Here is a 20975-nt window from a genome sequence, read left to right as displayed (position 1 = left end):
TATATAGAAGAGGGCGCATCCGCCCGGCTGTCCAAGCCGCCCGGAGCAGCCTGACGATTTCGTGCAGTGTGGAGACCGCAGCCGATGACCAACAACAGCATACCCAAGACGATGCTGCCTGCCGACGTGGCCGACGCCACGCTGGTCGGCCGCATCTGGCGCGACGGCCCTGGCGCCGGTCCCGCCATCGTGACAGTGCGCAGCGGCCAGCTGGTCGACATCACGCGCCACGCCCCCACCATGTCCGGCCTGTTCGAACGGCGCGATTTGCTCGAGCTGGTGCGCCACGCGCCGGGCGAAGTGATCGGCGACGCGGAAATCGCCGACGGCCGCGCGCTGCTTGCCCCCTGCGACCTGCAAGCCATCAAGGCCTGCGGCGTAACCTTCGCCGTCAGCCTGCTCGAGCGCGTCATCGAGGAGCAGGCCAAGGGTGACCCGGCCCGCGCCAACGCGCTGCGCCAGCAGATGCAGGACAGTATCGGCACCAACCTGGCCGCCATGCGCCCCGGCTCCGACGCGGCGGTGCGCCTGAAAGCCGACCTGGTCAAGCGCGGCCTGTGGTCGCAGTACATGGAAGTGGGCATCGGGCCGGACGCCGAAGTATTTACCAAGTCGCAGCCGATGTCGGCGCTCGGCCACGGCGCTGCGGTCGGGGTGCTGGCTTCGTCGGCCTGGAACAACCCGGAACCGGAAATTGTCCTGGCCGTGAACAGTCGCTGCGAGGTGGTCGGCGCGACGCTCGGCAACGACGTCAACCTGCGCGACATCGAGGGGCGCAGCGCGCTCCTGCTGGGCAAGGCCAAGGACAACAACGGCTCCTGCGCCATCGGCCCGTTCGTGCGCCTGTTCGACAACGCCTTTACGCTCGACACCTTGCGCGGCGCCGAACTGCACATGTTGATCGAGGGCGTGGATGACGGCTTCACGCTGCGCGGTTCGAGCCGCATGCGCGAAATCAGCCGCGACCCGCTGGAACTGGTGGCGCAGGCCTGCGGCGCCCACCACCAGTATCCGGACGGTTTCATGCTGTTTCTCGGCACCATGTTCTCGCCCATCGAAGACCGCGACGCGGTCGGCGCCGGCTTTACCCATCACCTCGGCGACCGCGTCAGCATCGCGACGCCGTCGCTCGGCATGCTGGTCAATACCGTGCAGCGCTGCGACACGATTACCCCGTGGACCTTCGGCGTGCGGGCGCTGTATCACAACCTGGCGCAACGCGGTTTGCTTGCCACCACCGAATAGGATCACCCCCATGTCTGACAAAATTGCAGCACCGATGGTCTACGCGACCTATCCCGACCTCGCCGGCAAGCGCGTGGTCATCACCGGCGGCGGCAGCGGCATCGGCAGCGAGCTGGTCACCGCCTTCGCCGGCCAGGGCGCGCAGGTGTATTTCCTCGACATCGCCGAGGCCAGCGCGCGCGCGCTCGAGGTGGCGCTGCAAGACGCGCGCCAGGCGCCAAAATTCGTCCGCTGTGACCTGACCGACCTCGACGCGCTGGCAGCGACCTTCGCCGCAATCAGCGCCGACGGCCCGATCGACATTCTGCTCAACAACGCGGCCAACGACGACCGCCACGACATCGCCGACGTCACCGCCGCGTATTATGAGAACCGGATGGCGGTCAACCTGCGCCACCAGTTCTTTTGCGCCCAGGCAGTGGTGCGTGGCATGCAGGCGCAGGGCGGCGGCGTGATCCTGAACTTCGGCTCGATTTCCTGGCACCTGGCGCAGTCGCGGCTGGCGCTGTACATGACCGCCAAGGCCGCCATCGAAGGCATGAGCCGCGGCCTTGCGCGCGACCTTGGCCAGTACAACATTCGCGTCAACACCGTCGTGCCGGGCGCCGTGAAAACCCCGCGCCAGCAGGCGCTGTGGCACACGCCGGAGGAAGAAGCGCGCATCCTGGCCGGCCAGTGCCTGCCGGAGCGCGTCGAGATGAGCGACGTGGCTGCGCTGGCGCTGTTCCTGGCATCAAGCAATGCGCGCCATTGCAGCGGGCGCGAATACTTCGTCGACTGCGGCTGGTACGGCGCATGAGTACAACCGAACCGATTTGCCTCTGGGACGTGCGCGCCACGCTCGGCGAAGGCGTCTTGTGGGACGCGCTCGGCGACTGCGTCTGGTTCGTCGACATCAAGGGCCGCCGCATCCACCGCTGTGCGGCCGACGGCAGCGAGCAGCGCAGCTGGGACGCCCCTTCGCAGGTGAGTTTCATCTTCCCGGTGCGCGGCGGCGGCTACCTGTGCGGCCTCGAAGACGGCTTGTACCGTTTCGACCCTGCCGCTGGCGCCTTTACGGCGCTGCTGCTGGTGGAGGACGGCCTGCCGGGCAACCGTTTTAATGACGGCCACGTCGATACGGCCGGGCGCCTGTGGTTCGGCTCGATGGATGACGCCGAGACGGCGCCCACCGGGGTGCTGTACCGCTACGACGGCGACCTGGCCAGCGTCGACAGCGGCTACGTGATCACGAATGGACCTGCCATCAGCCCGGACGGGCGCACGCTGTACCACACCGACACGCTGGAAAAACGCATTTATGCCTTCGACCTGGCGGACGACGGCAGCCTGAACAACAAGCGCGTGTTCGTGGCGCTGGCCGGCGGCGGCCATCCGGACGGCATGGCAGTCGATGTTGAGGGCTGCCTGTGGGTCGCCACCTTCGGCGGCTGGCGCATCGACCGCTACGCGCCGGACGGCCAGAAAATCGGCGAAGTGCGCTTCCCATGCGCGAACATCACCAAGCTGGCCTTCGGCGGCGTCGATCTGCGCACCGTGTACGTCACGACCGCGCGCAAGGGCCTGAACGAGGCGGCGCTGGCCGCGCAACCGCTGGCCGGCGGCCTGTTCACCTTCCGCGTGACGACGCCGGGCTTGCCTCAGCAGTCCATGCGGGTGGAGGGCTCGGCATGACACGGCGCTTCCGTTCGCAGGACTGGTTCGACAACCCGGACCGCATCGACATGACCGCGCTCTACCTCGAGCGCTTCATGAACTACGGGATCACGCCGGACGAACTGCGTTCGGGCCGGCCGATTATCGGCATTGCGCAAAGCGGCAGCGACATTGCGCCGTGCAACCGCATCCACCTCGAACTGGAGCAGCGCGTGCGCGACGGCATCCGCGACGCCGGCGGCATCCCGATGGTGTTCCCGCTGCACCCGATTTTCGAGAATTGCCGCCGCCCGACCGCGGCGCTGGACCGCAACCTGGCCTATCTCGGCCTGGTCGAAATCCTGCACGGCTATCCGATCGACGCGGTGGTGCTCACCACCGGCTGCGACAAGACGGTGCCGTCGCAGCTGATGGCGGTCGCCACGGTCGACCTGCCGGCCATCGTGCTGTCGGGTGGCCCCATGCTCGACGGCTGGTTCGAAGGCGAGCTGGCCGGCTCCGGCACCGCCATCTGGAAAGCGCGCCGGCGCCTGGCCGCCGGCGCCATCGACGACGCCACCTTCTTGCAAATCGCCGCCGCCTCGGCGCCATCGGCCGGCCATTGCAACACCATGGGTACCGCGTCGACCATGAACGCGGTGGCCGAAGCGCTCGGCATGTCACTCACCGGCTGCTCGGCGATCCCGGCGCCGTATCGCGAACGCGGCCAGATGGCCTATGAAACCGGGCGCCGCATCGTCGCCATGGCGATTGCCGACGTGCGGCCCTCCAGCATCCTGACCCGCGACGCGTTTCTCGACGCGATCGCCGTCACCACCGCCATCGGCGGCTCCAGCAATGCGCAGCCGCACATCATGGCCATCGCGCGCCACGCCGGCGTCACCATCACGGCGGCCGACTGGATGGACTACGGCTACGACGTGCCGCTGCTGGTGAACGTGCAGCCGGCCGGCAAATACCTGGGCGAGCGCTTTCACCGCGCCGGCGGCGTGCCGGCCGTGATGTGCGAACTGCTGCAGGCCGGTCTGTTGCGTGCCGAGCGGCCCACGGTCACCGGCCAGACCATGGCGGCCAACCTGGCGGGGCGCGACAGCGTCGACCGTGAGGTCATCACGCCGTTCGGCGCGCCGCTGCGCGAACGGGCCGGCTTCCTGGTCCTGCAAGGCAACCTGTTCGATTTCGCCATCATGAAGACCAGCGTCATTTCCGATGCCTTCCGCGCGCGCTACCTGGCGCAGCCGGGTTCGGAAAACCGGTTTGAATGCCGCGTGGTGGTGTTTGACGGTTCCGACGACTACCATGCGCGCATCAACGACCCGGCTTTGGGGATCGACGAGCACACCATGCTGGTGATCCGCGGCGCCGGCCCGATTGGCTGGCCCGGTTCGGCCGAAGTGGTCAACATGCAGCCGCCCGACGCGCTGATCCGGCGCGGCATCCTGGCGCTGCCGACGCTGGGCGACGGGCGCCAGTCCGGCACCTCGGACAGCCCCTCGATTTTGAATGCGTCGCCCGAAAGCGCGGCCGGCGGCAACCTGGCGCTGCTGCGCACCGGCGACATGGTGCGCGTGGACCTCGACGCCGGCCGCTGTGACGTGCTGTTGTCGGACGCCGAACTCGCGGCGCGCCGGCGCGACGATCCGCCCGCGGTGCCGGCCAGCCAGACGCCGTGGCAGGAAATCTATCGCGCCACGGTGGGGCAATTGCACACCGGCGCCTGCCTGGAGCTGGCGGTGCCGTACCGGGACGTGGGGCACGACATGCCGCGCCATAACCATTAGAACCTATCTCGGTAGGCAGCGACTCCGGCCTACCGGGATAGGTTCCAAAAAAGTATTCTGTAAAACAAGTAGCGATTCGAGGCAGAATTGCACAGAATGAAACGGCGCGGACCACCGCGCCACCCCCTGCATCTAAACTATCAGGAGACAAAACAATGAAAAAAGTATTCCATGCAATCGCCCTCGCTTGCGCCGTGCTGGTCACGAGCGGGGCAGCCCACGCCGATGCCAAGAATCCGAAAATCGGCTTTTCCATCGACGACCTGCGCGTTGAGCGCTGGACGCGCGACCGCGACTATTTCACCGCGGCCGCCAAGGAGATGGGCGCCGAAGTGTTCGTGCAGTCGGCCGACGCCAGCGAGCAACGCCAGATCGCGCAAATCGAAAACCTGATTTCGCGCGGCGTCGACGTGCTGGTCATCGTGCCGTACAACGCGACCGTCCTGAACAACGCCATCAGCGAAGCGAAGAAAGCCAAGATCAAAGTGGTGTCGTATGACCGCCTGATCCTGAACGCCGACGTCGATGCCTACATCTCGTTCGACAATGTGGCCGTGGGTGAAATGCAGGCTGGCGCACTGGCCAAGCTGAAACCGAAAGGCAATTACTACCTGCTGGGCGGCGCGCCGACCGACAACAACGCCAAGATGCTGCGCGAAGGCCAGCTGAAGGTGCTGCAGCCGCTGGTCGACAAGGGCGACATCAAGATCGTCGGCAAACAGTGGGTCAAGGACTGGAGCGGTTCCGAGGCGATGTCCATCGTCGAAAATGCGCTGACCGCGAACGGCAACAAGATCGACGCCGTGGTCGCCTCGAACGACGGCACCGCCGGCGGCGCCATCCAGGCGCTGGCCGCGCAAAAACTGGCCGGCAAGGTGATTGTGTCCGGGCAGGATGCCGATCTGGCAGCCGTGCGGCGCGTGATCGCGGGCACCCAGGCCATGACGGTCTACAAGCCGCTCAAGCAGATCGCGTCGAGCGCCGCCAAGCTGGCCATCCAGCTGGTACGTAACGAAAAGCCGGTCTACACCACCCAGCTTGACAACGGCTTCAAAAAAGTCGACAGCCTGCTGTTGAAACCGATCCTGCTGACCAAAACCAATATGGATGTGGTCGTCAAGGACGGGTTTTACACCCAGGCGCAACTGGCAGGAAAATAAAGCGGGCTTCGGCTAGCGTGACCCGGCTGCGGCCGGGGTTTTTTCTTTCTTGTTGAACTGGAACGTGCATGTCCGGCTACCTGCTTGAAATGAAGGGCATCTCGAAGCGATTCGGCGGTGTGCCTGCCCTCGACGGCATCGACCTCGTGGTCCGTGCCGGCGAATGTATTGGCCTGTGCGGCGAGAACGGCGCCGGCAAGTCGACCCTGATGAAAGTCCTGTCGGCGGTGTACCCGCACGGCAGCTGGGACGGTGAAATTTTGTGGGATGGCGCGCCCCTGCGCGCGCGCTCGGTGCGCGAGACCGAACAGGCCGGCATCGTCATCATCCACCAGGAATTGATGCTGGTGCCCGAGTTGTCGGTGGCCGAAAATCTGTTCCTCGGCAACGAGATCACGCGCGCCGGTGGGCGCCTCGATTATCCCGCCATGAACCGGCGCGCCGAAGAAATCCTGCGCGAACTGAAACTCCCCGACGTGAACGTGGTGCTGCCCGTAAAAAACTACGGTGGCGGGCACCAGCAACTGATCGAAATCGGCAAGGCGCTCAACAAAAAAGCGCGCCTGCTGATCCTCGACGAGCCCTCGGCCTCGCTGACGACTTCCGAGATCGCGGTGCTGCTCGAGATCATCCGCGACCTGAAGGCGAAAGGCGTGGCCTGCGTCTACATCTCGCACAAGCTCGAAGAAGTGGCCGCCATTTGCGACACGGTGGTGGTGATCCGCGACGGCCGTCACATCGCCACCACGCCGATGGCGCAGATGGACACGCACCGCATCATCAACCAGATGGTGGGGCGCGAAATGAGCCAGATGTATCCGAGCCTGCCGCACCCGGTGGGCGAGGTGGTGATGGAAGCGCGCCACATCACCTGTTTCGACGCCGACCAGCCCGAGCGCAAGCGCGTCGACGATGTGTCGTTCAATGTGCGGCGCGGTGAAATCCTCGGCATCGCCGGCCTGGTGGGTGCGGGCCGCACCGAACTGGTGATGGCGATCTTTGGCGCCTACGCGGGCGAGCACGAGGTGGAAGTCTGGCTGGAGGGGCAGCGGGTCGATACGTCGACGCCGATGAAAGCCATCCGCGCCGGCTTCGCGCTGGTCCCGGAAGACCGCAAACACCACGGCATCGTGCGCGATTTGTCGGTCGGCGCGAATATCACCTTGTCCGTGCTGCAGCGCTTTGCGCACGCCACCCGCATCGACGACGGCGCCGAACTGGCCGCCGTCAACGACCAGATCGGGCAGCTGGCCCTGAAAACCGCGAGCCCGGCATTGCCGATTACGTCGCTCTCGGGCGGCAACCAGCAAAAGGCGGTGCTGGCCCGGATGCTGCTGACCCGGCCCAAGGTGCTGATCCTCGACGAGCCCACGCGCGGCGTCGACGTCGGCGCCAAATTCGAGATCTACAAGCTGATGCTCGAACTGGCCGCGCAGGGCATTGCGATCGTCATGGTGTCGTCCGAATTGGCCGAAGTGCTGGGCGTATCGGACCGCGTGCTGGTGATGGGAGAAGGGAAGCTGCGCGGCGAATTCGCCAACGTTGGCCTGACCCAGGAAATGGTGCTGGCCGCCGCGATCGGGCAGGGCGCCCCGGCCGCCCCTTGACGTTTGTTCAAATCACGAAAAACATGAAAACCACATCGTTCAAACAGCTTTTCACGCAGTACAAGATCCTGGCGCTGCTGCTGGCCGTCGCCTTCATCTGGGCCTTCTTCAGCTGGAAGACCGGCGGCGGCTTTACCTCGGCACGCAATCTGTCGAACCTGATGCGCCAGATGTCGATCACCGGCATCCTCGCGTGCGGCATGGTGTTCGTCATCATCGCCGGCGAGATCGACCTGTCGGTGGGCTCGCTGCTTGGCCTGCTGGGCGGCATGGCGGCCGTGGCCGACGTGACCTATGGCCAGCCGCTGGCGCTGACGGTTGCGCTGGTGCTGGTGGCCGGCCTGGTGCTGGGCTGTCTGAACGGCTACCTGACCGCGTATGTTGGCATCCCCTCGTTCATTGTCGGCCTGGGCGGCATGCTGGTCTACCGCGGCATGCTGCTCGGGCTCACGGGCGGCATCACCGTGGCGCCGGTGTCGAGTGACATGCAGGTCATCGGCCAGGGCTATCTGCCCCCGCTGGCCGGCATTGCGCTCGGTGTCATGCTGTTTGCGCTGGCGGTGGTGCTGTCGTGGCGCCAGCGCGCCATGCTGGCGCGCCACAAGCTGGCCGTGCCGGGCATGTGGACTGACTTGCTGCGCGTGGCCGTGATCGGCGCGGTGCTGGCCGCCTTCGTCAGCACCCTGAACAGCTACGAAGGCATTCCGCTGCCGGTGCTGATGCTGCTGGTACTGCTGGGCGTGTTCAGCTACATCGCGCGCCAGACCGTGTTCGGGCGCCGCATCTACGCTGTCGGCAGCAATATGGAAGCGACCCGGCTCTCGGGCATCGACGTGCGCGCCGTGAAATTGTGGATCTTCGGGATCATGGGCGTGATGTGCGCGCTGGCCGGCTTGATCAACACGGCGCGGCTGGCGGCCGGTTCGCCCTCGGCCGGCATGTCCGGCGAACTCGATGTCATCGCCGCCTGTTTCATCGGTGGCACCTCGATGCGCGGCGGGGCCGGCACCGTGCATGGCGCGCTGGTGGGGGCGCTGGTCATGGCCAGCCTGGATAACGGCATGTCGATGCTCGACGTGGATGCCTACTGGCAGATGATCGTCAAGGGCTTGATCCTGACGCTGGCGGTGTGGGTCGACGTGGCCACGCGTTCGGGGCGGCGCTGAAACAGATCAGCCGGGTGAAAAACTGAACCCTGGCGGATAGGCGTGATAACCGTCGAAATCGGCCTTGCCGATGGCGACGCCGGCCTGGCGCCCAATCGCGTACACCATCGTGTAGTGAAAGAAGAAATTCGGGACCGCGTACATCAGGTAGTAGTCCGGACCTGGCAGCGCCAGGTCGGCAAAACCCGCGGTCGTGTCGACACGCGCGCTGCCGACGTCGTCGAACGCCGCATCCGGCAGCGCCGCCAGATACGCCACCGTCGCATCGAGCTCCTGCAAGATGTTTGACAGCGTGGTCGCGCCGGCGCTGAACGAGACGATCTCGCGCCCGGCCAGCGGACAAGCGGCGCGCAGCGTGAAGCCGATCGCGCTTCTGGCCTGCTGCAGCAAGGGCGCCATGTCGGGGTGCAGGCGGCGGTCCAGGATGTCGCTGTCGCTTGCGGCGACGCGGGCGAGCAGGTCGCGCAACCTGCCAAGGTAGTGGATGAACAGTCGGGTGGGGGGCGGCAGTGTCATGGTGCGTTCCACTATACCGTAACCCGTAACCCGTAACCGCTTACTGAGCGGCGCTGTATCTATCGGCTATCTATGTAACCATCCCGCCACATTTGAAACATTTTGAAAGTTTTCCTTTCCGGCAATTATTGTTCCCTATCATGCACTCGAAAATTGCGCCTGTCGCCTGGTGCAGTCGATGTTTCCCTCAATCTCGCTTTTGGCGAGCATTACCTGGAGCAGTGCAGATGAACCGCAAACCTTTTACCCCCGCCTTGCGCGCCGCCGCCGGCGTGCTGCTGGCCACGTGCGTCGGCGCGGCCGGTGCCGCCACCATCACAGTCAGCCCGGGCGGATCGATTCAGGCTGCCGTCAATGCGGCCGTGGCCGGCGACACCGTGCGCGTGCTGCCGGGCACCTACGTCCAGAAGGTCCTGGTGTCCGGAAAATCGGGAACCGCCAGCGCCTTCATCATCATCAAGGGCGACCCGGGCGCCATCATCAGTGGCAGCGGCCTGGCGCCGTCCGGCCGCCAGGGGCTCATCACCATCAAAAACTCGAACTACGTGCGCGTGGAGGGATTCGAGGTGGGCGCTCTGGCGACTAGTAGCACCAATACGCCGGTTGGCATCCTGATCGAGGGCAACGGGGCGCACCTGCAGGTGGTGAACAACAAGATTCACGACATCCGCCACACCAGTACCTGCAAGGAGCCGTGTTCGTATGGCGCGCATGGCCTGGCCGTGTTTGGCACCAACGCCACCGGCATCACCGATCTGCTGGTGCAAGGCAACGAAGTCTACAAGAACGTGCTGCAGGCCAGCGAGGCGCTGGTACTGAACGGCAACGTGGACCGTTTCGAAGTGTTGAACAATTATGTGCACGACAATAACAACATCGGTTTCGATTTCATCGGCTACGAAGGCGAATGCGCCAAGTGCGGCGACAACGACCGGGTGCGCAACGGCGTGGTGCGCGGAAACACCGCGCAGAACAACTCCAGCAAGAAAAATCCGTGGTACGGCGGCGTCGGGTCTGCGGGCGGCTTCTATGTCGATGGCGGACGCAACATCGTATTCGACCGCAACGTCTCAAGCGGCAACGACATCGGCTTCGAGTTCGCCAGCGAGCACAGCGGCAAGGCCACCGAAGACATCGTGATGACGAATAATGTCGTCTACAACAATATTGAAAGCGGGCTGTCGGTGGGCGGCTACGATTCGGGCGCCGGTCAAGCGCGCCGCATTAACGTGCACAACAACGCGTTCTACAAGAACAAGGGGTGGGGAACCGAGGTGGTGTTCAATTACAAGGTGATCGACGCACGCTTCTCCAACAACATTTTCTACGGAAAAGGCTCGCCGGCCCAGAGCTACAGCGTCGAAGGCAGCGGCAATACGGGTAACGTGTGGGGTGTGAACCTGTGGTTCGGCAGCGGCACCAGCCGCACTGGTCTGCCGGGTACGCTGCTCATCGCCGATCCGCGCTATGTCGCGCCGGCCAGCGGCAACCTGCGCCTGCAGGTGACGTCTCCGGCGCTCAATGTCGGTGCGACCGGGGCGGCGCTGACCACCTGGACCTCGCCGCTCTGGGCGACCCAGTATCCTTCCGGTGCGATTCCCGTCAATGGTCTGCTCGACTTCGACGGCCAGGCCCGCGTCGAAGGCATCATCGACCTTGGTGCGGACGAATACGGCGTTGCCGCCGGCGCCAGCGACCGATAAGCGACCTCAGTCACAGCTAAACCGGACCTGGTCTGTGCGGGGCGTAAAAAAGCCGTATCGGCCAATTGGCCGATACGGCTTGCGCTCCGGGGAGGCGAGCTTATTTAGCTACCAAGGCGCAGTTGCAGACCGGTCGCCGTGTAGGTCGGCGTGTTGGTAAAGCCGTCGACGGTGATCGTGTCGAAGGTGCCCTGCAACTTGCCTGCGGCGACGATGCTCAGCGTATCGCCCACCGCCGGCACGTAGCCTTTCTGGAACGTGATGTGCAGCGTGCCGCCGGCGATCGTCATGGTGCCGGTGACGCTGACTCGGCCTTGCTGGCCATTGCCCAGGTTCAGTTCCAGCGTACCGGTTTTGAGCTGGGTGTAGTTCGCCAGTGCCAGTGCGGTGGCGGCATTGCTGCGCAGTTTGCCGGCGCTGACATACACGTCACCCGCGCCGAACGCCTTGGCCGAAACGCCTTCCATCGTACCTGCATCCACTTGCGTGCCGCCAGTCCAGCTGTTGGTGCCACCCAGTTGCAGCGTGCCGGTGCCCAGCTTGATCAATTTGCCCTTGCCGGCAATGTCGTTGCGCCAGAGGTCGCTTGCATTGAAACCACCCAGCGAGGCATCCATGCTGATGGTGACGTTGCCGTTGAAGGCGCCATAGCCGTCGCCGGCAGCGAACAGGTTCAGGCGGCCCCAGCCTTCAGGATCGTCCAGCACCGGGTAACCGGACGCGATCGCGGTGGTTTTCAGGACCACGCGACGCTGCTCGGCGGAGAGGTAAGGCAGGCGCGTTTCCAGCATGACTTCGGCGCCTTTTGGCACGACCGCCGCGGCATCCGTTTTGCCGGTCTGGACCAGGCCGTAGGTCATGCGGCGCAGGTAGTTGGCCTTGTTGGTGGCGTAGTCGGTGAAGCGGTCGTTGGCGGCGCTACCGGCGTGGGCGTAGGCATTGAAGGTGGCGGCGGTGGTGCCGGTGGCGGCCATCAGGGTGGCGTGGGCCTGGGTCACGGCGGCGGCCTTCAGCGCGGCGTTGGCGGGGTCTACCAGGTTCGACGCAGCGATCGCGGTGGCTTGCTGGCGGCCGCTGATGACGTCGAGCGGGGAGTGCATGCCGGCCAGGATCCGGCTCTCGCCCATCTCCAGGCCGCGCGCGTGGATTTCCTGGAAGCGCTCGGGCAGGATGTAGGCCATGGCCACCGTATTGCGCACCGCTTCGGCCGAGTGTCCGCTGGTAAATCCGCCGTCGGTAGCAGGCGTGGCGCTCTTCGCCGGCACCAGGGCTGGCAGCACGACGACGTCGGTGCTCCAGCGGTACGGACGCGCATATTTGTAGAAACGCTTGGCCGGCTCGGTCGAGCCGTTGGCGCCCATCGCGTTGACCAGCGCGACCACGTTGCCAAAGCTGGCGTTGGTGCTGCCGGCAACGCCGGTGTTGTTGCCGGTGTCGTTGTACAGGACGGTGGTGGCGTCGGCCGGGACGGTCGTGATGCTGGTGGTCTGGCCGGCGGCTGTGCGCCAGGCGTCGGTCAGGGGGCCAAGGCCATCGGTGACGCTGTAACCCTTGCCGCGGCGGTCGTCGAGATAGGCCGCCGTGGCCTGGGTCGCGGTGCGTTTGGTGGTGGCGTCGACGACGTACTGGATGTTGGCCTTGTGGACGGCCGCATTGACGATGGTGCCGCCTGGCGTGCCGTCGGTTGGCAGGCCGGTCCAGGTCGAGGCGACGACGGCCGGGAAGTTATCGACGGCGGGGGCGGTGTTGCCGGCGTCGACCAGTTCGGTCAACGGTTTCCAGATGTCGAGCATGCCCGCCAGGACGCGCACGCCGGCGTTGGTGGCGACCGTCGCATAGCGTGCGTCGCCGCGCTGGTTGGTGGCGATGGTGTCGACGAAGGCAGTGACGGCCGGCACCGGCGCGGTGTCTGCGGCACCCTGGTCGGCTGGTGCTGACGGGACCACGAGGCCGGTTGGTGCGGGCGTCGTGACGACTGGCGTGGCGACGTTGTTGTCGTCGTTGCCGCCGCCGCAGGCGACCAGGGCAAGGGCGGCGCTGATGGCCAGGACGAGCGGAAGCCGGCGCGTGATGAGGATAGGATGCATGGCGAAGCCTTCGGGAGTGGTTGCGAAAAATTTGCCGAATGGTAGAACGAAGTTGTGACTACTTGATGACAAAAAGTTTCTACACCGTCAGGAAATCGCGAATAATGGGACGCGTCAGCGCGTTCCTTGTGCGCATCCCGCGCAGCCGCGTCGACCTGAGGAGACACGATGAAATTGATCGGCATGCTCGATTCGCCCTTTGTCCGGCGCGTTGCCATCTCGCTGGAGCTGCTGGGTGTACCGTTCGAGCACGAGGCGGTGTCCGTGTTCAGTACGTTCGCGCGTTTTCAAGGCATCAACCCGGTCGTGAAAGCGCCCACGCTGGTGTGCGACGACGGCGAACTGCTGATGGATTCGTCCCTGATCCTGCAATTCATGGAGGCGACCACGGCGCGCTCCTTGTGGCCAGTGGAGCCTGCGCAATTGCAGCACGCATTCCGCGCCGTCGGCCTGGCGCTGGCCGCCTGTGAAAAGAGTGTGCAGCTTGCATATGAACGCAACTTGCGCCCGCTCGAGGCGCAATACGAACCGTGGATTGTGCGTGTGACGGGGCAGCTGCTAGCTGCGTATGCGGCGTTGGAGCAGGAAGTGGCAGAGCGCCCGGCGCTGTTCGAGACCGTGCACTGCCAGGCCACGATTACGGCTGCCGTGGCCTGGCAGTTCACGCAGTCGATGCTTGCGACTATCGTGCCGGCGGCGGATCATCCGCATCTGGTGGCACTGTCGGCACGGCTGGAACGCACGGCGGCATTCCAGCAGTATCTGCCCGCCGGGCCTGGCGTGCCAGCGGTTTAATTTGCCAGGTGGCGCTGGAAGAATGCGTCGGTACGGGCGTTGGCCAGCGTGGCGGCGGCGACGTCGGCGTGTTCGCCGCCCGGACGGGCAAACGCATGCTCGCAGCCCGGGTAGACATGCACTTCGGTATCCGGTTTGCCGGCCAGGCTGGCACGAATGGCCTGCTGGGCATCTGGGCCGATGTAAGCGTCGGCACCGGCCAGGTGATACAGCAGCGGGCGCTTGATGCTGGCGACGCGGTCCAGGTGCTGGTCGGTGCCGCCGCCGTAGTAGGCGACAAAGGCGTCGGCGTCGGTGCCGGCCGCAGACAGGAAGGTCAGCAGGCCACCCAGGCAGTAGCCGGTGACGCCGACCTTGCCCGAGGCGCCGGGTAGCAGGCGGGCCGCGGTCACGGTGGCGGCGATGTCCTGCACGCCCTTGGCGGCGTCATAGCTGCCGTACATGGCAAACGCTTTGGTCAGGTCGGCGGGCTTGGTGGCGTCCAGCTCGAGACCCGGCTCTGCGCGCCAGAACAGGTCTGGTGCGATGGCGATATAGCCTTTGGCGGCGTAGCCGTCGGCGATGCTGCGGATGCCGGCGTTGACGCCGAAAATTTCCTGGATGATGACAATGACCGGCGCCACCGCAGCGGCGGGGCGGGCGACGTAGCAGTTGAAATCGCCATCAGGCGTATGGATGCTGAGCTGTTCTGACATGGTGTCCTTGGTGTGCGTTGACGAGCGGGCGCCTTGGAGCCTGCTCTGGATGGTCAGAATACACAATATGGCCGCAGCGCGTCGGGGACCGCCACGGCGCGTGGCAGTATCGTCAAATGGCAGGCAGGGTAAGATGGCGCTTTCGAATATGGATGAGGATTGGCCGTGCGCCTGTTGCTGGTAGAAGACGATGCAATGATCGGTGAAAGCATCGAAGAGGGCTTGCGCAGCGAGGCGTATGCGCTGGACTGGGTGCGCGACGGCGTGGCGGCGCAGATGGCCCTCGGCCACACTGACTACGACCTGGTGCTGCTCGACCTGGGGCTGCCCGGCAAACAGGGGCTCGACGTGCTGCGCACCCTGCGCGCGGACGGCATCGCTGCGGCCGTGTTGATCATCACCGCGCGCGACAGCACCCAGGCCCGCGTCGAAGGGCTCGACAGCGGTGCCGACGATTACCTGGTCAAACCATTCGACCTCGACGAACTGTTCGCGCGCGTGCGCGCCTTGCTGCGCCGCCGCGCGGGCCGCAGCCAGGCCTTGATCGTGCATGGCGCGCTGGTGTTGAACCTGGCCACCCGCGACGTGCGCTACGGCGGCGAGTCGGTGCACGTGTCGGCACGCGAATTTGCCGTGCTGCGCGCACTGCTCGACAATCCCGGCGCGGTCCTGTCCAAGGCGCAGCTCGAATCGAAGCTGTATGGCTGGAACGCGGAAATCGAAAGCAATACGATCGACGTTTACATCCACCACCTGCGTAAAAAATTCGGCGCCGGGTTTATCATGAATATCCGCGGCGTGGGCTACAAGATCCCGGCCGCATCATGAGGAGCATCCGGACCCAGTTGCTGTTTGGCGTGCTGTGCGCCACGCTCGCCTGTACCGTGGGCGCTGGCGCAGCCCTGTACTACGCGCTGCTGGAAGAATCGAACGAACTGGCCGACTTGCAGTTGCGCCAGCTCGTGCTGGCCTTGCCCGGCCAGTCGGGCGCCATCCTGGACGACGCTGCGCCCCAGGAGCCGGAAGAAGAATTCGTGCTGCAGGCCTGGGACCTGCGCGGTGCGCTGCGTTACGCCTCACAGCCGCAGGCGCCGGTCGCGCGTTACGACGCCAAAGGCTACGCAGTGGCGCGCATCGCCAACGCCAGATGGCGTATCTACGGCGTGATGAGCGAGGGCGGCTATGTCCAGGTGGCGCAGCCCTACGCCGTCCGCGACCGCCTGGCCGCAAGGCTGGCGATGCGCGCGGGTGCACCGCTGCTGGCGTTCGCGCTGGTGCTGGTCATGCTGACCCTGGCCGTGGTGGCACGCGCACTCAGGTCGCTGAGCCAGTTGACGCGCCTGGTCGAAGGCCGTTCGCCGCACCAGTTGCAGCTGCTGCCGGTGACGAACATGGCGCCCGACCTGCAGCCGATGATTCTGGCAATGAACGGTTTGCTGGGTAAATTCGACGCTGCGCTCACCGCGCAAAAGACCTTCGTGGCCGATGCCGCACACGAATTGCGCTCGCCGCTGGCGGCGCTGAAACTGCAGCTGCAGCTGGCCGAGCGGGCCCCCAACGACGCGGCGCGCGCCACGGCGCTGGCGCGCCTGCATGAACGCCTCGACCGCGCCACCCACCTGGTGCAGCAGTTGCTCAGCCTGGCGCGCCACGAAGGCGGCCACACCGGCGCGCAGCGCCGGCCGGTCGATCTGGGCGCCGTGCTGGAAGATGTGGTGCGCGAGTATCTGCTGCTGGCCGAAAGCCGCAACATCGATCTCGGCATCGACGTGCCGGCCAGTGTGGTGATCGACGCGAACGAGGACAGCCTGCGCGTCCTGCTCGGCACCCTGGTGGACAACGCCTTGCGCTACACGCAGGTGGGCGGCCGCGTCGACCTGCAAACCCTGGTTGCGGACGGCAGCGCCATGCTGGTGGTAACGGACAACGGCCCCGGCGTCCCGTTGGCACATCGAGCGCGTCTGTTCGACCGTTTTTATCGCCCGGAAGGCAATGCTGCCTGGGGCTCGGGGCTGGGACTGGCGATTGCCCGCAATATCGCGCAGCACCATGGCGCCACCATCGCGCTGGCAGATGGCCCGGGCGGGCGCGGCTTGAAGGTGTCGGTGGTGATGCCGTTCACGCGCGTCCAGCGCCTGAACCCGATCTAAAACGCCGCGATGCCGGTCTGCGCCCGCCCCAGGATCAGCGCGTGGATATCGTGCGTGCCTTCATAGGTGTTGACCACTTCCAGGTTGACCATGTGGCGGATCACGCCGAATTCGTCGGAAATGCCGTTCCCGCCCAGCATATCGCGCGCGACCCGGGCGATGTCCAGCGCCTTACCGCAGGAATTACGCTTCATCATCGAGGTGATTTCCGGCGCGGCGGTGCCGTCATCCTTCATGCGGCCCAGTTGCAAACAACCTTGCAGGCCGAGCGTGATTTCGGTCTGCATGTCGGCCAGTTTCTTCTGGATCAGCTGGTTGGCGGCCAGCGGTTTGCCGAATTGCTGGCGGTCCATGGTGTACTGGCGCGCGATGTGCCAGCACGCTTCGGCCGCGCCCAGCGCACCCCAGGCGATGCCGTAGCGGGCCGAGTTCAGGCAGGTGAACGGCCCTTTCAAACCACGCACGTCGGGGAAGGCGTTTTCTTCCGGGCAGAACACATTGTCCATCACGATCTCGCCAGTGACGGAGGCGCGCAGGCCGAACTTGCCGTGGATGGCGGGAGCGCTCAAACCGGCCATGCCCTTGTCGAGGATAAAGCCGCGGATCGCGCCTTCATCGTCCTTGGCCCAGACCACGAACACGTCGGCCACCGGCGAATTGGTGATCCACATTTTCGCGCCGGTGAGCGCATAGCCACCCGCGACTTTTTTCGCGCGCGTGATCATCGAGCCGGGGTCGGAACCGTGGTTCGGCTCGGTCAAGCCGAAGCAGCCGATCCATTCACCGGTGGCCAGTTTCGGCAGATATTTCTGGCGCTGCGCTTCGGTGCCGAATTCATAAATCGGCACCATCACGAGCGACGACTGCACGCTGGCCATGGACCGGTAGCCGGAGTCGACCCGTTCGATTTCGCGCGCGATCAGGCCATAGCTGACGTAGTTCAGGCCGGGGCCGCCGTATTCTTCGGGAATGGTTGGACCGAGCAGGCCGAGTTCTCCCATTTCGCGGAAGATCGAGGTGTCCATGCGCTCGTAGCGGAAGGCATCGAGCACGCGTGGCTGCAGCTTGTCCTGGCAATATGCGGCGGCGGCATCGCGCACCATGCGTTCATCGTCCGTCAGCTGATTGTTCAGCAACAGCGGATCATCCCAGTGGAATTGGGCTTTGGTGTGGTTCATCTTGGTCTCCATGTTATTTTAGCGGGCGAAATACAGGTCGTGCAGGTGGTCCAGGCTGACGTCACACGCTGCCTGCGACAGCACCACTTTCCCGCTCTGCATTAAGTATACGTGATCGGCCACGCCGACCGCGCGGTGGGTGTTCTGCTCGACCAGGATCATGGTGCGGCCTTCCTGCTTCAGGCGCGCCAGAATCTCGAACAGTTCATTGACCATCACGGGGGCCAGGCCCAGCGACGGCTCGTCGATGATCAGCAGCTTCGGGTCGCTCATCAAGCCGCGCGCCATGGCCAGCATCTGCGCTTCACCGCCAGACAGGGAGCCGGCCAGCTGCTTGCGTCGTTCTCGCAGGCGCGGGAACATGGCGTACGATTTTTCCAGGTTGGCTGTGGCCTGCGCCCGATGCTGCGGCGCGAACGCGCCCATCATCAGGTTTTCTTCGACCGTCATGTCGCGAAAGGTCATACGGCCTTCCGGGATCATCGCCATCGACAGCTGGTTCATCTCCCAGGTCGGCGTGCCATTCAGCGGTTTGCCGTGCAGGCTGATGCTGCCTTGCGTGACCGGGATCAGTCCCATCACGGCGCGCAGCAGGGTACTCTTGCCGGCGCCGTTCGGGCCGATGATGGTGGTCAGCTTGCCGGTCTCGACTGTCAGCGACAGGTCCCACAGCACATTGATGGCGCCGTAGCCGGCGCGCAGGTTCGTCACTTCAAGCATGGGCCGCTCCCGTATAACTTTCCATCACCGCCGGGTTGGCAAACACCTCGGCCGGGGTGCCTTCGGCGATCATCTGGCCGAAGTTGAGCACCGCCACGCGCTGGCACAGATTGCTGATGGTCTCGATGTCGTGCTCGATGATGACGATACTGACGCCAAACTGCTGGTGCAGGTCCTTGAGCATGTGCATGAACCTGCGCTTGCCGTGGGTTTCCAGGCCGGCCAGCACTTCGTCGAGCAAGAGCAGCTTCGGATTGGTGGCCAGCGCCTTGGCCACTTCCAGCGCTTTCAGTTCGGTCAGGGCGAGGCCGGTGGCGGCATCCGCATCGGCCTTGGCGGCCAGGCTGGTGAATTCCAGGATCTCGTCCAGCCGCTTGTGATTCACGCTGCCGGTGCCGAAGCGCTGCGCCACCAGCAAATTCTGGCGCACCGTCAGTTCGTGCATCGGCTGCGGGATCTGGAAGGTGCGGCCAATGCCCATGCGCGCGCGCTGGTACATCGGCGCGCGCAGCACATCCTGGCCGTTGAACAGGATGCGGCCGGAAGTGGGGCGCACCAGGCCGGAAATCGCATTGAACAGCGTGGTCTTGCCGGCGCCGTTCGCGCCCACCAGGCCGATCACGTCGGCGCTGCCGATGGCCAGCGACACATCGTTGACGGCGGTGAGGCCGCCGAAGCGCACCGTGATGTTCTCAAGTTGCAGCATCTTTTTTCCTTACGAGTTTGCGCACCAGGGCCAGCAGGCCGTCGGGACTGGCCACGATCATCGCCACCAGTACCACGCCCAGCACCATCTGGTGCCCGGACGGCAGGATGTTTTTCACGATCAGCTGGTCGACCAGATACACAACCACCGCGCCGATCAACGGTCCCGTGATGGTGCGGTAGCCGCCGAAGATGGCCGCGACAATCGGAATGGTCACCCACAGCGCGCTGAAGGCGTAATCCGGCTCCAGAAAATTGATGTAGTGGGCGTTGAAGGCGCCCACCACGCCGCACATGAAGGCGGACACCATCAGCATCATCCCCTTGAGCAGGGTATTGTTCACGCCCACCACGCGGGTGGCGTCGTCGCTGTCGTGCATCGCGCGCAGGGCCAGGCCGTGCGGGCTGCGCCGGATCAGCGCATACGCCAGCGCGAACAGCAGCACGATGGTCAGAATGACCAGGTAGTTGCCGGTCTTGCCCGAGAAGTCGACGCCAAACACCACCGGCAGGCGCGGGATGTTGGCAATGCCAGCCGAGCCGCCCGTCACCGAAGTCCATTCGCTGGCCAGGATGCGGAAGATGTGCGCGTAGGCGAGGATGGCCAGCGCAAAGTACGGCCCGCGCAGGCGCAGCACCGGCAGCATGGCCAGCGCGGCGACCACCGCGCCGACGCCGCCCAGCACCAGCGCGATGAACACCGGCACCTGGTACTGCATCGACAGCACCGCCGAGGTGTAGGCGCCGACGCCGAAGAACGCGGCGTGGCCGAAACTGACCATGCCGCCCAGGTTGCCGAGCAGCGCCCACGACAGCGCGATGCCGCCGATGACGAGCGAGGCGATGATCAGGCTCATCACGTAATTGTCGGCGCCGAACAGCAGCGGCACGGCGATATACACGGCGGCCAGGGCGGCAATCTTGCTTGCTTGAATCTTCATCCGCGCCTCCGTGATGCACCGAACAAGCCGTTCGGCATGACGAACAACACCAGCAGGAACAGTCCCATGCCGGCCAGTTCCTGCAACGCCGAACTGGCCAGCGTGACGGTCAGCGACTCGGCCACGCCGAGCAGGATGGCGCCGATCAGCACACCCGGAATCGAGCCCATGCCGGCCAGCACGGTGATGATGAAGGCTTTCACCGTCAGCACGCCGCCGTAGGCTGGCGTGATGACGCCATAACTGAACAGGGCCACGCCAGCAAACGCCGCCAGGATGCCGGCCACGATGAACGACACCAGTTCGGTGCGGCCCGGGTTGATGCCCATGAGTTTGGCCGCATCGCGGTTGCTCGACACCGCGCGCACGGCGCGCCCGTACCAGCTGCGCGAGAGCCACCACCACAGCCCCACGATCAGGGCGACGGCGACGCCGAAGAACAGCAGTTCGCTGCGCATGCTGTAGAACGGGCCGAGCACGATCGCTTCCTGCATCCAGCTTGAATTGGTGGCGCGCACATCGGCCTTCCACGTCATCAGGATCAAATTGGTCAATATCACACCGATGCCGTAGGTGAGCGTGAGCGAATTGATTTCGCGGTTGGTCTTGATGCGCCCGACAATGAAGTACACCAGCGCGGAAGTCGCGCTGACGATCAGCACAGAGAGCGGAATCGCGGCCGCCGGATTCCAGCCCAGTTTCGATTCGACCGTGTAGGCGATGTAGGCCGACAGCAGCACCAGTTCGCCGTGCGCCAGGTTGATCACCTTCATGGCGCCGAACACCAGCGCCAGGCCGAGGGCGATGAGGGCGTACGAGCCGCCCTGCAGCAGGCCGGAATACACGGCCTGCAGGATGAGTTCAGTCATC

General features: G+C 65.1%; 19 protein-coding genes. 11 read left to right on the top strand and 8 right to left on the bottom strand.

All coding sequences use genetic code 11. The features are described from left to right. Positions 1–84 precede the first annotated feature (84 nt). The 7 genes from V6M87_RS20195 (at position 85) to V6M87_RS20165 (ending at position 8615) form a co-directional block, all read left to right on the top strand. Entirely contained in the window at positions 85–1245 is a 1161-nt protein-coding gene (locus V6M87_RS20195; RefSeq protein ID WP_332878458.1) for a fumarylacetoacetate hydrolase family protein, read from the top strand. Between the two features lie 34 nt (positions 1246–1279). Next, a complete protein-coding gene (locus tag V6M87_RS20190; protein WP_332878500.1) occupies positions 1280–2044 on the top strand; it encodes an SDR family NAD(P)-dependent oxidoreductase in 765 nt (254 codons plus the stop codon). After that, the gene (locus V6M87_RS20185) at positions 2041–2919 is read left to right on the top strand and encodes an SMP-30/gluconolactonase/LRE family protein (protein WP_332878457.1); all 879 of its coding nucleotides are present in this window, start codon (positions 2041–2043) and stop codon (positions 2917–2919) included. The genes V6M87_RS20190 and V6M87_RS20185 overlap by 4 nt, the downstream gene beginning before the upstream one ends. Next, positions 2916–4682: an IlvD/Edd family dehydratase gene (locus V6M87_RS20180; RefSeq protein ID WP_332878456.1), complete on the top strand. Its 1767-nt coding sequence runs from the start codon at positions 2916–2918 to the stop codon at positions 4680–4682. The genes V6M87_RS20185 and V6M87_RS20180 overlap by 4 nt, the downstream gene beginning before the upstream one ends. 155 nt (positions 4683–4837) lie before the next feature. Then, the gene (xylF, locus tag V6M87_RS20175; RefSeq protein ID WP_332878455.1) at positions 4838–5842 is read left to right on the top strand and encodes a D-xylose ABC transporter substrate-binding protein; all 1005 of its coding nucleotides are present in this window, start codon (positions 4838–4840) and stop codon (positions 5840–5842) included. A gap of 68 nt (positions 5843–5910) precedes the next feature. After that, positions 5911–7449 carry a D-xylose ABC transporter ATP-binding protein gene (xylG, locus tag V6M87_RS20170; RefSeq protein WP_332878454.1) on the top strand — a complete coding sequence of 513 codons (1539 nt, stop codon included), beginning with the start codon at positions 5911–5913 and terminating at the stop codon, positions 7447–7449. A 23-nt stretch (positions 7450–7472) separates the two neighbouring features. Next, the gene (locus V6M87_RS20165; RefSeq protein WP_332878453.1) at positions 7473–8615 is read left to right on the top strand and encodes a sugar ABC transporter permease; all 1143 of its coding nucleotides are present in this window, start codon (positions 7473–7475) and stop codon (positions 8613–8615) included. Between the two features lie 6 nt (positions 8616–8621). On the opposite strand, the gene V6M87_RS20160 is transcribed toward V6M87_RS20165, so the two are convergent. Continuing rightward, positions 8622–9131: a DUF1993 domain-containing protein gene (locus tag V6M87_RS20160; protein ID WP_332878452.1), complete on the bottom strand. Its 510-nt coding sequence runs from the start codon at positions 9129–9131 to the stop codon at positions 8622–8624. Positions 9132–9358: 227 nt separating this feature from the next. Here V6M87_RS20160 and V6M87_RS20155 point away from each other — a divergent pair, with 227 nt between their 5' ends. Then, on the top strand, positions 9359–10834 hold the full coding sequence (locus V6M87_RS20155) for a right-handed parallel beta-helix repeat-containing protein (protein ID WP_332878451.1): 1476 nt from the start codon (positions 9359–9361) through the stop codon (positions 10832–10834). Between the two features lie 104 nt (positions 10835–10938). On the opposite strand, the gene V6M87_RS20150 is transcribed toward V6M87_RS20155, so the two are convergent. Continuing rightward, on the bottom strand, positions 10939–12921 hold the full coding sequence (locus V6M87_RS20150; protein WP_332878450.1) for a phosphatase PAP2 family protein: 1983 nt from the start codon (positions 12919–12921) through the stop codon (positions 10939–10941). Between the two features lie 168 nt (positions 12922–13089). Between V6M87_RS20150 and V6M87_RS20145 the strand changes: the two genes are divergently transcribed. Continuing rightward, positions 13090–13716, top strand: a complete 627-nt coding sequence (locus V6M87_RS20145) for a glutathione S-transferase (RefSeq protein ID WP_332878449.1) — start codon at positions 13090–13092, stop codon at positions 13714–13716. Here the strand turns inward: V6M87_RS20145 and V6M87_RS20140 are convergent. Then, complete coding sequence (locus V6M87_RS20140) at positions 13713–14411, bottom strand: dienelactone hydrolase family protein (protein ID WP_332878448.1); 699 nt, start codon at positions 14409–14411, stop codon at positions 13713–13715. The genes V6M87_RS20145 and V6M87_RS20140 overlap by 4 nt on opposite strands. A 165-nt stretch (positions 14412–14576) precedes the next feature. Here V6M87_RS20140 and V6M87_RS20135 point away from each other — a divergent pair, with 165 nt between their 5' ends. Further along, positions 14577–15239 (top strand): response regulator transcription factor, encoded by a 663-nt coding sequence (locus V6M87_RS20135; RefSeq protein ID WP_332878447.1) that lies wholly within the window; start codon positions 14577–14579, stop codon positions 15237–15239. Next, a complete protein-coding gene (locus tag V6M87_RS20130) occupies positions 15236–16561 on the top strand; it encodes an ATP-binding protein (RefSeq protein WP_332878446.1) in 1326 nt (441 codons plus the stop codon). Before V6M87_RS20135 ends, V6M87_RS20130 begins: the two co-directional genes overlap by 4 nt. Here the strand turns inward: V6M87_RS20130 and V6M87_RS20125 are convergent. The 5 genes from V6M87_RS20125 to V6M87_RS20105 are packed head-to-tail and all read right to left on the bottom strand — an operon-like array spanning position 16558 to position 20974. Then, positions 16558–17739, bottom strand: a complete 1182-nt coding sequence (locus tag V6M87_RS20125; protein WP_332878445.1) for an acyl-CoA dehydrogenase — start codon at positions 17737–17739, stop codon at positions 16558–16560. The genes V6M87_RS20130 and V6M87_RS20125 overlap by 4 nt on opposite strands. An 18-nt stretch (positions 17740–17757) precedes the next feature. After that, positions 17758–18459 carry an ABC transporter ATP-binding protein gene (locus V6M87_RS20120; RefSeq protein WP_332878444.1) on the bottom strand — a complete coding sequence of 234 codons (702 nt, stop codon included), beginning with the start codon at positions 18457–18459 and terminating at the stop codon, positions 17758–17760. Continuing rightward, a complete protein-coding gene (locus V6M87_RS20115) occupies positions 18452–19165 on the bottom strand; it encodes an ABC transporter ATP-binding protein (protein ID WP_332878443.1) in 714 nt (237 codons plus the stop codon). Before V6M87_RS20115 ends, V6M87_RS20120 begins: the two co-directional genes overlap by 8 nt. Further along, positions 19152–20105, bottom strand: a complete 954-nt coding sequence (locus V6M87_RS20110; RefSeq protein ID WP_332878442.1) for a branched-chain amino acid ABC transporter permease — start codon at positions 20103–20105, stop codon at positions 19152–19154. The genes V6M87_RS20115 and V6M87_RS20110 overlap by 14 nt, the downstream gene beginning before the upstream one ends. Then, positions 20102–20974: a branched-chain amino acid ABC transporter permease gene (locus V6M87_RS20105; protein WP_332878441.1), complete on the bottom strand. Its 873-nt coding sequence runs from the start codon at positions 20972–20974 to the stop codon at positions 20102–20104. The genes V6M87_RS20110 and V6M87_RS20105 overlap by 4 nt, the downstream gene beginning before the upstream one ends. Position 20975 lies beyond the last annotated feature (1 nt).

The sequence above is a fragment of the Massilia sp. S19_KUP03_FR1 genome (assembly GCF_036688685.1).
Lineage (GTDB): Bacteria > Pseudomonadota > Gammaproteobacteria > Burkholderiales > Burkholderiaceae_D > JALYUM01.
The sequence above is the reverse complement of the archived record's forward strand: the minus strand, read 5'-3'. Positions and strand labels throughout refer to the sequence as shown.